The organism is Streptomyces sp. NPDC020192, assembly GCF_044388685.1.
Taxonomy (GTDB): Bacteria; Actinomycetota; Actinomycetes; order Streptomycetales; family Streptomycetaceae; genus Streptomyces.
On the sequence record NZ_JBIRXG010000040.1, the window covers coordinates 15,586 to 27,473 of the forward strand.

Consider the following 11,888-nt stretch of genomic DNA (forward strand, 5'->3'; position numbering starts at 1 on the left):
AGCGTGCCTGCTGGGGTCATTCTGGCATCCCCGGCCCGGGGCGGAGCCCTCATGCTTCACCCGGTCGGCGTCGCAGGTCCCGCGGCCTTCTGCCCGCCGGTTTCCGGGACGAGCCGGAGCACGACGGCGGACGGCGCGGCGGGGAGGGTCAGCGTCAGGGCGGCGCTCTCCTGGTTCCACTGGGAGCGTGCCTGACTGGTGGAGGGGTACAGCACCTCCGCGCGTACGGCGGCGTCACGGAACCGCGGCAGCGGGAGCACGGTGGTGTCCTTCCCGTCCGGGCGGCGCCAGACAGTGAGGTAGGTGGTGGCCGGGGTGTGCAGGGCGAGGGCGATCCACGGGTCGTCCCAGGCAGGGAGTCCGAGCGGCCAGGTGGGCAGCGCGGTGGCCAGGTCGGCGCGCAGGGTCTTGTGCACGGCCACCGCCTCGGCGACCAAGTCCTGTGCGGCGGACGACAGTTCCGGGAGCCGACCGGACAGGTGAATCCGCCCGAGCAGGGCGTTGGCCATGGTGAATGCGACCTCGTCGAGGGTGTCCTCCGGCTGCGGGTAGGCCCAGACAGCGCCCTGTTCGGGGGTGACCGCGGTGGGCGCGGAGGCCGCGATCGGCGCGTAGAGCGCGAGGTTCTGCTGGTCGCTGGTGGACTGGAGCTGGAGCCGGGACAGCAGCGCGTAGTCGGTGCGCATGCCGCCGGAGGCGCAGTTCTCCAGGACCAGGTCGGGGTGGCGGTCCAGGACGCCGTCCAGCCAGTCAAGGTGGGCGCGGTTGTGGCCGAGCAGGCCGTCGGCGGCAGCCTCGCCCGGGTTCCCGCTGGTGCCCGGCCCGGGGTCGATGTTGTGGTCCAACTTGAGGTAGCCGATGCCGAGTTCGCCGACCAGGCGGTCCACCACCCGGTCGAGGTGGTCGCGTGCGGCCGGGTGGCGCAGGTCCAGGTGGTAGCGGCCGGTCTCGACGACCCGGACGCCGTCGCGGCGGAAGAACGCCTCCGCCGGCAGCGAGTGGGCCAACGGGCTGGTCACGCCGACGACTTCGGGTTCGAGCCAGAGGCCGGGGACCATCCCGAGCTGCCGGATGCGGTCCAGCACCTCGTGGATGCCGCGCTCCCCGGGGAAGCGGGAGGACGAGGGCTCCCAGGCGCCGACGCTGGTCCACCAGTTGCCCTCGTCGTCGTCGTACCAGCCGGCGTCGATGACGAAGTACTCGGCACCCGCCGCGGCGGCCGCGTCGATGTGGGGGAGCAGTTTGGCCGTGGTCGGGTCGCCCATCAGGCAGTTCATGTAGTCGTTGAAGATGACGGGCAGGCGCCGGTGGTCGGGGTGCGGTCGGCGGACGGCGCGCCGGTACCGGGTGAGCGCGGCGAAGGCCTCGTCGGGTCCTTCGACGCCGAAGGCGATCGCGACCGGGACGGTCTCGAAGGAGGCGCCGGGCTCCAGCAGCCGGGACCAGCCGTGCCGCCCGGCACTCGGGCCGGACAGGGCCAGGTATGCGGAGTCGTCGTGCTCGCCGCACTCCCAGTGCCAGCCCCCGCCGTTGTGCTCGATCTGCCACACCCACGTCCGGCCGGTCCGGCGGTCGGTCAGCCCGCCCATCGGCAGCCGGTCGCAGCTGGACCACGTGCCCTGCCCGGCGACGGCGAAGCCGCCCTTGCCGTACCGGTAGTGGACGCGGCCGCTGAGGACCGGTGAGCTGAGCCGCATCGGCCGGCGCTGCCAGCGGTACTCGGCGAGCCAGTCGTTCTCCGCCCACAGCAGGTCGGCCGCCTCGAGGTCCGCATCCGCGGTGAGGCCGCCCAGCACGAGGGAGGTGACGGACTCCAGGCGCAGGCTCCGGGTGCTCTCGTTGCGGATCACAACCTGGCTGCGCAGCGCCGGGACGCCGTCGGGGGAGCTGAGGACCACCTCCGCGGCCAGTCCGCCGGCCGGGTCATGGAGCTGGACGGTCAGCCGGTGCCAGTCGCCGTCCCGGGCTGCGGTGTGCCCGCGGTAGCGCAGGTCGGCGCCGATGACGGTGTCGATCACCCGGTGTCCGGACCAGTGGTGGCCGTGGTTGGTGGTGGTGGCTTCGACGAGCGGCAGGGGCGCTGCCGCGGGCGGTTCCGCGGGCAGTTGCCCGGGGACGCCGATCCTGCGCAGCCGTGGCGGGCCGTCCGGGTCGGTGTCGATCTCCAGGTGGAGGGCATCGTGGCCCCAGCGGATGGTGGGGGATTCTTCGGTCACGGGGATTTCCTTTCCGGAGGAACGGTCAAGGGTGGCAGGGGAGTTCAGAACCTTCGGAGTACGGCGCAGCCGCCGGGCGGCAGTTCGCTGACCCCGGTGTCGGTCAGCAGGTCGTGGCCGGGGTCGGGCAGCGGCACCGTGTCGCGGCGGTGGTTGAGCAGGAACTGCCAGGCGCGTCCGTCGACGGCGTGGCGGGTCACTGCTTCCACGTGCTGAGGCAGGCCGGGCGACTCCGGTTCGAGGGAGGCTTCCGCGGCCAGCCGCTGGACCAGGGCGGTGTAGGCCGCCTCGTCGAGCCGGGTGGACAGGTACCAGCCCTGGCCGGAGCCGAACCGGTGGCGGGTCAGCGCCGGTCGGTCCGTCAGCATGCCGTGGGTGTAGCGGGCGAGGGTTTCGGCGCTGTCGGTGCGCAGGCTCTCGGACCAGGAGCCCGCCTCGGTCCCGTCGGACAGGACGATGCGCTCGCCCCGGCGCAGCGGCCGGTGTTCCTCGACCCGGACGCCCAGCGCCTCGCGGAGCGGCTGCGCGGGATAGCCGCCGAGACGGGCGTGCAGGCGTTCGTCGACGCAGGCGCTCGCGTACTGGACGAGCAGGGTGCCGCCGTGCTCGACGTAGCGGCGCAGATTGCCGGCGGCCGCGTCGGTGAGCAGGAACAGCGCGGGGGCGAGCACCAGGCGGTAGCGGCTCAAGTCCTGTCCGGGGTGCGCGAGATCGGCGGTGACGCCTGCGTCCCACAGCGCGCGGTGGGCGCGGCGCAGCGCGTCGTGGTAGTCCAGTTCGGCGGAGGGCAGGCCGTCCACGTCGAGGGCCCACCAGGCGTCGGAGTCGTGCAGCACCGCGGCATGGGCGGTCACGGTCGAGCCGGCGAGTTCACCGAGGCGGGCCACGGCCGCGCCGGTCTGCTCCACCTCGCGGAAGACGCGGCTGTCGGGGCCGGCATGCGGGACCATCGCGGAGTGCCACTGCTCGGCGCCCGCGGGGGACTGGCGCCACTGGAAGAACAGCGCGCCCTCCGACCCGCGGGCGATGTGGCCGAGGGAGTGCCGCAGGATCTCCCCGGGTTCCTTGCCGAGCACGCGGTCTCCGTCGTAGACGGTGCTGGTGCCCTGCTCCATCAGCAGCCACGGCCGGCCGCCGCCGAACGAACGGGCGCGGTCCGCGCCGAACGCCGTGTCGGCGGCGGCGTCCAGACCGGGGGCGACCGGGTAGTGGTCGATGGCGACCAGGTCGACCTCGCCGCCGAAGGCCCACAGGTCCAGGTTCTGGTAGCCGGGCAGCATGAGGTTGGTGGTCACCGGACGGTCGCTGCGGGCGCGGATCGCGTCGCGCTGCTCCCGGTAGGCGCCGAGCACCTCGTCGGACCAGAACCGCCGGAAGTCGAGGCTCTGCCCGGGGTTGCGGTGCCACTGGGTGGCGCGCGGTGGCAGCACCTGCTCCCAACTGCCGTACCGCTGGCTCCAGAAGGCGGTCCCCCAGGCTTCGTTGAGGGCGTCGAGGGAACCGTGCCGGGCACGCAGCCAGGTCCGGAAGGCGGCGGCGACGTGGTCGCACCAGCACAGCGTGGCGTACTCGTTGTGGACGTGCCACAGCGCCACCGCCGGGTGGTCGCCGTAGCGTTCGGCCAGCGCGGCGGCGAGGCGGCGGGCCGCCGCGCGGTAGGCCGGGGCGGCGAGGCAGTAGGTGTCGCGGCTGCCGTGGGTGAGCCGCACCCCCTCGGCGGTGACCGGCAGGGCGTCGGGATGTGCCAGGGAGAACCACGGCGGCGGGGAGGCGGTGGGCGTGGCCAGGTCGACGGCCACGCCGTTGGCGTGCAGCCGGTCCAGGTGGGCGTCGAGCCAGGTGAAGTCGTAGCGGCCCTCCTCCGGCTCCAGCAGGGCCCAGGAGAACACGCCGACCGTCGCCAGGTTGACCCTGGCTCGGCGCATGAGCTCGTCGTCCTCCTTCCAGACGGCCGCGTCCCACTGCTCGGGGTTGTAGTCGCCGCCGAAGGCCAGGCCCCGGAGGCGCCGGCTCAGTTGTTGTGCGGACAATGGCACTCCTCGCGGACGTATGAACGAAACTTTCTTGAAGGGGCGGGTGCGCCCGGCGCGCATACGCCGCCGGGGAGGTCCGGAGTCGGACGGAAGTCATTGACGCGCTCATGCCCAAGCAGTACGTTGCCGCAGAAATTACTTGGAAACAACCAAGAAACTTTCTTGCGGAGGTGGTTGTGCGCAGAACGCTTCTCACCCGCGCCCTTGCCGGCCTGACCACAGCGCTGCTCGCCTCGACGGCTGCGCTCCTCGGTGGCGTTCCCGCCGCCCACGCGGACACCGCGGTGACCGTGTCCGTGGACGCGAACCGGCCGCTGGGCTCCATCCCGTCCATCGGCTCGGGCGTGAACACCGCCGTCTTCGACGGGCAGATGAACTCCTCGGCCACGCCCTCGCTGATCGCCGGCGCGGGCTTCAAGGCCGTCCGCTACCCCGGCGGCAGCGTCTCCGACGCCTACCACTGGCAGACCAACACCGAGGAGAACGGCGGGTACGTCGCCCCGAACACCGGCTTCGACGCCTTCATGGGCACCGTCCGCACCGCCGGCGCGCAGCCGGTCATCACGGTCAACTACGGCTCCGGCACCCCCGACGAAGCCGCGGCCTGGGTGCGCTACGCCAACATCACCAAGGGCTACGGGATCAAGTACTGGGAGGTGGGCAACGAGGTCCCCGGCAACGGCGAGTACAGCAACGGCAGCGGCTGGGAGCTGGACAAGCACAGCAGCCACAGCGCCACCACCTACGCCACCAACCTGCTCCAGTTCGTCTCCGCGATGAAGGCCGTGGACCCCAGTGTCAAGATCGGCGCGGTCCTGACCACTCCGGGCAGCTGGCCCGACGGCATCACCGGGCCCGGCGACACCGCCGACTGGAACCACACCGTGCTCTCCATCGCCGGCCCGAAGATCGACTTCGTGATCGTGCACCACTACCCCAGCACCACCAGCGAGAGCGACCTGCTGACCAAGCCGCAGGCGGACATCCCGCGGATCACCTCCACCGTCCGCTCGCTCATCAACCAGTACGCCGGCAGCAACGCGCCCAACGTCGGCATCGCGATCACCGAGACGAACGGCTAGCGGGACGTGGACACCGCGCCCAACGCGCTGTTCGCCCCGGACGAGTACCTGACCTGGTGGGAGAACGGCATCTTCAACGTCGACTGGTGGGACCTGCGCAACGGCACCGACTGCTCCTCGGTGACGAACGTCGACGGCGCGACGGACTACGCCGACGGCGGTCTCGTCTCCAGCGGCGCCTCCTGCGAGCCCGCCCTCAACACGCCCTTCGCCCCGTACTACAGCCTCCAGCTGATCACCAAGCTCGGCGCCCCCGGGGACACGATGCTGTCGTCCACCAGCTCCACCTCGCTGGTCAGCGCCCACGCCGTCCGCCGCAGCAACGGCGACCTCGACGTCATGCTGATCAACAAGGACCCGAACAACGCGGCGAACGTGGCCCTCTCCTACAACGGCTTCACCCCCGCGTCGGCCACTCCGACCGTCTGGTCGTACCTGAAGAACGCAGGCGGCCTCAGCTCGGCCGCGACCGGCGGCCCCTCGCAGCAGACCGTGCCGCCCTACTCGATCGTCGTGGTCCAACTGCACCCCTCCGGCGCGGCGGCCACGGGCTCCCTGCACGCCGTCGGCGCCTCCAAGTGCCTCGATGTCCCCGGCGCCACCACCACCGCGGGCACCCAGGTGCAGCTCTGGGACTGCATCGGCAGCGCCAACCAGCGCTGGACGGCCACCAGTTCGGGGCAGCTGACGGTGTACTCGGGCAGCTCCCAGATGTGCCTGGACGCCTACGGCGCGGGCACCACCTCGGGCACCAAGGCCGTGATCTGGTCCTGCACCGGTGGCACCAACCAGCAGTGGAAACTGAACTCCGACGGCAGCATCACCAGCGCCCTGTCCGGGCTGTGCCTGGACGCCACCGGGGGCGGGACCACCGACGGCACCCTGGTCCAGCTGTGGAGCTGCACCGGGGCCGCCAACCAGAAATGGCAGCTGAACTGACGCCATGTCACCGATCCGCGGCGAGGACACGCACGTCCCAGGGCCCCAGCTCGACCGAGGCCCCGGCCGGGACAGCGCTCCTCGCCGCGCCGCCTGTCCCGGCCGCGAGCACGTCCACCAGGTCACCGGGCGCGACGGCGGAGGCGGGCTCCCAGCTCCAGTTGTGCACGACGTGGACGCGGCGGCCGTCCGGCGCGGTCCCGGTGCAGGCCGTCACCGAGGCGGGCAGGTCGCGCCAGCCGCTGCACGGCTTCGGCACCAGCCACGCCATCAGCGCCCGGGCCGCGACCCCGTTGGGGACCGTGCCGACGCAGGTCACCCGGCCCCGGCCGTGGACGCGGCTGGTCACCGCGGGCCAGCGGCCGAAGTGCGGGTGCCGGTACCCGGCCAGCACCTCGGCGCCGTCGGCGACCAGGGCATCCACCCAGCGGGTCGCCCGGGCCCTCGCCGGAAGCCGCAACGGGCTCTCCGGCACGGCCCGGAGCGGCAGTTCGGCGGAGAGGTTGCTGAATTCCTCGTAGTAGACCCCGGCCGCACCGGACAGCCGCGCGGGCGCGGGTTCGAGCCGGGCGCGCCCCTCGAGGTCGGCATAGCCGGTGCGCGGGCCGAGGACCAGGTGGCCGCCCGCCTCGGCGTAGGCGGCCAGCCAGTCCAACAGACCGTCGTCGGCCAGGTACAGTCCGGTGGCGACCAGCACCGGGTGGCGCCGTGCGGCCACGTCGGGGGCCGGACCCCCGCCGGGGTCCTCCAGGTCGTGCAGCTGCCGGGCGTGCAGGATGCGTACCTGCCGGCTTGACTCCACCGCGCCCCGGTAGAAGGGGTCGAACAGGCCGTGGTAGGAGCGGTTGTCGGGGCTGTTGTCCGCGGCGGCCAGCGGCGGGTACTTCTGCATCAGCCACTTGCTCGGCAGCGAGTACACCATGGCGATGTCGGCGTCCGGCTCCAGCCCGGCCACCAGCTCGCCGGCCGCCGCGAACTCACGGCCCAGACGGCCGAGCTCGGCATACGCGCGGCCGGGACGCCCGCTGTGCGGCAGCACCCCGCCCCAGTAGGTCTCGGCGCCGAAGTGCAGGGTGTGCCAGTGCCAGTACTCGACCATGCGCGCCCCGCGGGCGACCAGCGCCCAGGCCGCCTGCCGCCACTGTCCGTCGTAGGCGGGACGGTTGTCGTGGGTGCCGCCCACCGCCTGCGCGTTGGTCTCCGTGACGAGGAAGGGCTCCTGGCGTGAGGACCAGGCCCGGTCCGCCTCCTGGAACAGCCCCCATACGCCTCCGGCCAGCCACGCGTGCAGCGGCCGGTCCGGATCGGCGGGCAGTGCCAGCGCGTCCTGCATCTCGTAGTACGGGTTGGCCGCCGCGATGTCCAGACGGTCTGTCAGCCGGTCGTCGTCCAGGGCGGGATGGTGGTAGTGCAGACAGGTGGTGACGAACTGGTCCGGCCGGGCGTACTCCCGGACCAGGTCGGCCTGCCAGGTGATGAACTCGGTGGTCTGCCGGGCCTGGAAGGCGCGCCAGGCCACGTCGTACTGCGGCTGCGCGTTGCCGTCCGGGGTCCACAGGTCGGCCCAGGTGGTCAGCCGGTGCGACCAGTAGACCAGTCCCCACTCCCGGTTGAGCGTCTCCACGTCCCCGTAGCGGGCCCGCAGGTCGTCGACGAAGCGCTGGAACACGCCGTGGTTGTGCGGCAGCCGGCAGCCGGGTTCGTTGTCGACCTGGAAGCCGATCACGGCCGGGTGGCCGGCGTGGCGGGCGAGGATGCGGCGGACCACGCGCTCCGCGTGGAAGCGGAAGGCGGGATGCGTGATGTCCATCTCCTGGCGGGCGCCCCACGGGGCACGGCGGCCGGTGGCGTCCTCCGCGGCGATCTCCGGGTGGAGCCGGGCCAGCCACGGGGGGACGGCATAGGTCGGGGTGCCCAGCACCACGGTGATGCCGCGGGCGTGGGCGGAGTCGAGGACCGGCTGCAGCCACTCCAGGTCGAAGCGGCCGTTCTCCGGCTCCCAGGTGGACCAGACCGACTCGCCGACGCGCACCACCGTGAAGCCGGCCTCGGCCATCAGGTCGAGGTCGGTCTCGATGCGGTCCATCCGGTGGTACTCGGGGTAGTAGGCGGCCCCGAACAGCACGCGGGGCGGAAGGGTGGTCACTGCGGTCTCCGGCCGGATCGTCCCGGCGGCCACTCTCGTCGGCTGTCGGGAGGTTGACATGAGTGCTCCGGTGCGGAGCCGGGGAGGCTCCGCACCGGAGCGGTTCGCGGTGCCGGCGCGTCCTGGCTCAGGAGGCGGTGCCGGTGACGGTGGTGCCGGACTTGGTCAGGTGGTAGGTGACGGTGGCGCCGCTCCAGAAGTGGAAGGTGAGCGTCACCGGGGCGTCGTCCTTGAGCGTCTTGAGGAAGTCGGCCTTGACGGTGGTGTTGTTGTTGCCGTAGTCGGGGCGGTAGTTGTCGAACGACTGGAAGGTGGTCCAGGAAGCCGGGCCGGCGGCGGTGCCGTCGGCGTAGGTGGACTCGACGTTGGCCATCAGGTCACCGTTGAACCGGGTGGGGATGGTGAGTCCGTCGTCGGTTCCGGTGGCGTCGGTCATCACCGGCTTGTCGTACGAGCGCACGAAGAGTTTCCACGGGACGCCGTCGGAGTACCGGACCTCGAGGGTGGCGTTGACGCCGGCAGCACGGTCGCCGGCGAGCCGGGTGAGGGCGTCGGCGGTCAGGGTCAGCCGGTCGCCTTTGAGGGTGTAGTCGACGGACGGGATCAGCGGGCGGTCGCCCTGCCAGACGCCGGTGAACGAGAGGCCGTTGCGGTTGAGCGTGATGGTCTGCGCCGCGATGGGACCGGACTTCGGCAGGAAGATGTTGTCGGTGGAGGCGGTGCCCGAGCGGGTCCGCCAGGAGCTCTGGATCAGGGCCTTCATCTCGGGGACCTGCCACTGCATGGTGGAGCGGTTCAGGAAGTCGTTGGCGGCGTCCCAGACGGCGGAGGTCATGCCGTTGATCCGCGCCTCGTAGTTGACGTGCTCGAAGTACTTCAGCATCTCGCCGCGTTCGACCACGCCGGAGTACGGCGAGGTGAGCAGGCCGTACTCGCCGAGGTAGACGGGGATGCCCTTGGCCACGAAGGTGTCGTGCACGCGGGCGAAGCCGTCGGTCAGGTCCTTCTGGGCCGTTGCGTCGTAGGTGGTCCCGTTGGCGATGTTCACGCTGAACGGGTACCAGCTGTAGTAGTGCACGGTGGCGACCAGGTTGGGGTCGTGCAGCGAGCTCATCGTCGTGGACAGGTCGTCGAGCCAGTGCTGGGCGGAGTTGGTCTCCTCCGAGGGCAGGACGAGCAGGCGGTCCTTGTTCCCGCCACCGGAGTTGCGCACGACGTCGTAGAACGAGGTGTTGAGTTCCCGCAGGTACTGGGTCTTCTGGGCGTCGGTCGCGTTGGAGAACTGCGGCTCGTTGATGCTCTCCATGAGCAGCTTGCGCGGCTCGTCCTTGAAGGCGGTGGCGATCTGCTGCCAGGTCGCCTTGAACCGCGCCATCACGTTGTCGTGGTCGGTGGACATGTTCTCGATCCACTTCCACGAGTCGTGGTGGACGTTGATCTCGACGTAGAGGCCGTCCTCCAACGCCCAGTCGACCACCTGCTTGACCCGCTTCATCCACACGGGGTCGATGGTGTACGGGGCCGTGTCGGACTGGTGGGGGTACCAGGTGACGGGAATCCGGACGCTGCGGAAGCCCTGGGCGCGGAGACCGTCGAACGTGGCCTTGGTGGTGAGCGGGTTGCCCCACGAGGTCTCGTCGGGGATCGCGTCGAAGGTGTTGCCGAGGTTCCAGCTGGGCTGCATCCGGGCCACGGCGGCCATCGCGCTACGGGGGGTGTGGTCCGCTGCTTCCGGCGTCTGGCCGGCCGGTGAGGCGACGGCGGTGCCGCAGGTGAGGCTGCCGGCGGTGACCACGGCCGCGAGGAGCCCGGCCGTCCGGTGCAGGCGGCGGTTGGGTAGGCGGGCGGCGCGTGGTGTGCCCTTCTGCTGTGCGTCGTTCACGGTTCGTCCCTTCGGATGACATGGGTGGTGGGGCGAGGAGGCCTCTGATGCGTGCTCAGGGACGCGGGAGAGGCTCGTAGTCGAACCAGTCGAAGCAGACCGTGCCCGCGGTGGCGTACAGGCCGATCACGCGGCCGGTGAAGCCGCCGGCGACCTCGGTGGACAGGTAGCGGCCGTCCACCGACGCCAGGTCGCTCGTGGTGCCGTCCGCCGTTCCAGCCGCGAAGACCAGTGAATCCGGGCCCCTGCGCGCGTCGTGCGGCTCGGGGGCCGGGCCGGTGCGCACGGACAGGACCAACGGGCCTGCGGGGAGCGCGCGTTCGGCGACGACAGACCGGACCGTGCCGATCCGGGCGGTCACCCGGACCCGCCCGTCGGCGTCGGCCTCGATCGCGTAGTGGTGGCGCTCGTCCAGTCGCACGGCCAGGCCGCCGGTGCCCGTACCGGGGTCGATCAGCGTGCGCGCCTCGAAGGCGAGGTGCTGCTGGCGGCGGCCGACGAAGACGACGTCCGGCTCGTCGAGGGAGCTGCCGCGGGCGCGCAGGGTCAGCCAGCCGTCGCGCTCCTTGGTGCCGACCAGTTCCGCCGGGCGGTCCCGCAGCGAGATCCAGCAGGGCCGGAGCTCGGCGGAGTCGAAGTCGTCCCGCTCGGCAAGCGGCTGAGGCGGCGACACCTGCCAGGGAAGTTCCGCGAGTTCGAGGCCGACCTCGCCGACCACGGGCCAGCCGTCCTCCCAGGTGACCGGCGCCAGGAAGGTCTCACGTCCCAGCACGTGCCAGCCCGGGGTGCCGCCCTGAGGCCTGACGCCCAGCAGCACCATCCACCAACTCCCGTCCGGCGCCTGGACCAGGTCGGCGTGCCCGGTGTTCTGCACGGGCTTGGTCGTGCTGCGGTGGGTCAGGATCGGATTCGCGGGGCATGGCTCGAAGGGCCCGCTGGGAGAGGGGCCACGGGCGATGGAGACGGCGTGGCCGCGCTCGGTGCCGCCCTCGGCGATCATCAGGTACCAGTACTCGCCGATCCGGTACAGGTGCGGCGCCTCGGGAGCGGCGGCTCCGGGCGTGCCGGACCACACGCGGTACGGCTCGCCCAGGGTCTCGCCGGTGTACGGGTTGAACCGCACCTGCCCGACGCCTGCGAAGGTGCACCAGCAGTTGCCCTTCTCGTCCCAGGCCAGGTCCGGGTCGATGCCGGGCACGCCGGGCGCGTGAACGGGCTCGGACCAGGGGCCGGCCGGATCGGTCGCGGTGACCACCAGGTTCCCGCCGCCGGAGACGTTGGTGACCATGAGCCAGAAGCGCCCGTCGTGATGGCGTAGGGTCGGCGCGTAGATGCCTCCGGACGAGGACGTCTCCACGGGCAGCCGCAGCTGGCTCGGCCGGTCGAGGACGTTACCGATCTGCGTCCAGTTCACCAGGTCGCGGCTGTGGAAGATCGGCACGCCGGGGAAGTACTCGAAGCTGGAGCAGGCGAGGTAGTAGTCCTCGCCGACCCGGCAGATGCTCGGGTCCGGATGGAAGCCCGGGATCACCGGGTTCGTCGCGACGGTGGACGGCTGGGGCGTCGGCATAGGGCAGTCAGGTCCTCGGC

At 71.7% G+C, this 11,888-nt stretch carries 7 protein-coding genes; 2 read left to right on the plus strand and 5 right to left on the minus strand.

Annotation, left to right across the window (positions count from 1 at the left end; all coding sequences use genetic code 11):
- Positions 1-56: 56 nt before the first annotated feature.
- Together ACH47Z_RS41525 and ACH47Z_RS41530 are read right to left on the minus strand one after the other, a co-directional pair.
- Complete coding sequence (locus tag ACH47Z_RS41525) at positions 57-2,216, minus strand: alpha-galactosidase (RefSeq protein ID WP_399083978.1); 2,160 nt, start codon at positions 2,214-2,216, stop codon at positions 57-59.
- Positions 2,217-2,260: 44 nt separating this feature from the next.
- Entirely contained in the window at positions 2,261-4,246 is a 1,986-nt protein-coding gene (locus tag ACH47Z_RS41530; RefSeq protein WP_399083981.1) for a beta-galactosidase, read from the minus strand.
- 179 nt (positions 4,247-4,425) lie between these two features.
- Here ACH47Z_RS41530 and ACH47Z_RS41535 point away from each other — a divergent pair, with 179 nt between their 5' ends.
- A complete protein-coding gene (locus tag ACH47Z_RS41535; protein WP_399083984.1) occupies positions 4,426-5,331 on the plus strand; it encodes a hypothetical protein in 906 nt (301 codons plus the stop codon).
- Between the two features lie 6 nt (positions 5,332-5,337).
- Entirely contained in the window at positions 5,338-6,270 is a 933-nt protein-coding gene (locus tag ACH47Z_RS41540) for an RICIN domain-containing protein (RefSeq protein WP_399083987.1), read from the plus strand.
- Positions 6,271-6,277: 7 nt separating this feature from the next.
- Here ACH47Z_RS41540 and ACH47Z_RS41545 read toward each other — a convergent pair whose 3' ends face one another.
- The 3 genes from ACH47Z_RS41545 to ACH47Z_RS41555 form a co-directional block, all read right to left on the minus strand.
- Complete coding sequence (locus tag ACH47Z_RS41545) at positions 6,278-8,416, minus strand: beta-galactosidase (protein WP_399084038.1); 2,139 nt, start codon at positions 8,414-8,416, stop codon at positions 6,278-6,280.
- Positions 8,417-8,543: 127 nt separating this feature from the next.
- On the minus strand, positions 8,544-10,298 hold the full coding sequence (locus ACH47Z_RS41550; protein ID WP_399083990.1) for a cellulase family glycosylhydrolase: 1,755 nt from the start codon (positions 10,296-10,298) through the stop codon (positions 8,544-8,546).
- A gap of 55 nt (positions 10,299-10,353) precedes the next feature.
- Positions 10,354-11,868, minus strand: coding sequence for a glycoside hydrolase family 43 protein (locus ACH47Z_RS41555; RefSeq protein ID WP_399083993.1), 1,515 nt, complete (start codon positions 11,866-11,868; stop codon positions 10,354-10,356).
- Positions 11,869-11,888: the final 20 nt, after the last annotated feature.

What these genes read in the sequence shown, in the direction of transcription:
- ACH47Z_RS41555 (WP_399083993.1), bottom strand. Translation starts at nt 11,868, where the DNA reads ATGCCGACGCCCCAGCCGTCCACCGTCGCGACGAACCCGGTGATCCCG.